A 569-nucleotide genomic window follows, 5' to 3' on the forward strand; every position below is an offset into this window, starting at 1 on the left:
CAGACCCCAATCACCCCATCTGTTTGCCTTTCGCAGCGGCGAGCAGCGTTGCGTGGCCAGCGAGGCCCACACTGATTTCGGCTGCTTGACCCTTCTGCTCCAGGATGAGGCGGACGGCCTGCAGGCACGTCTGCCGGACGGCAGCTGGCTCGACATCCCGCCGGCCAAAGGTCATCTCGTCGTGAACTTCGGAAAGCTTCTCGAACGCTGGACGAGCGGGCGGATCCTTGCCGCCGAGCACCGCGTGCTGTCGCCCGGCCGGGAGCGCTTCTCCGTGCCATTCTTCTACGAGCCGCGCGTCGACGCCCGAATTGAGCCGCTGGCGCTGGGCGATGCCGAGCCGTACGTCCCCTTCCTATATGGTGACCATGTCTGGGCGTCGCTGCCGCGGCTTCGCCGTCATCGCCCTCCTTGCCGCCGGACGATACAGTCCTACGCCCGAACTCGTCGACCTGGCCCGGAAGATGTCCACTTCGGCGACGCGGGTCAATGGGCGGAGATGGCGCGCTTCGGCCGGTCTGGCCGGGGAGGCCGGATGCCGCGAGGTTTTGCCCACATTGATCCGTGCC

General features: G+C 67.0%; 1 protein-coding gene. It reads left to right on the forward strand.

All coding sequences use genetic code 11. The features are described from left to right. Nucleotides 1-52 precede the first annotated feature (52 nt). The coding region (locus tag FFK22_RS42165) for a 2OG-Fe(II) oxygenase family protein (protein WP_306770276.1) at nucleotides 53-569 on the forward strand (517 nt) is incomplete at its 3' end.

It is taken from the genome of Mycobacterium sp. KBS0706, assembly GCF_005938675.2.
Taxonomy (GTDB): Bacteria; Pseudomonadota; Alphaproteobacteria; order DSM-16000; family Inquilinaceae; genus Inquilinus.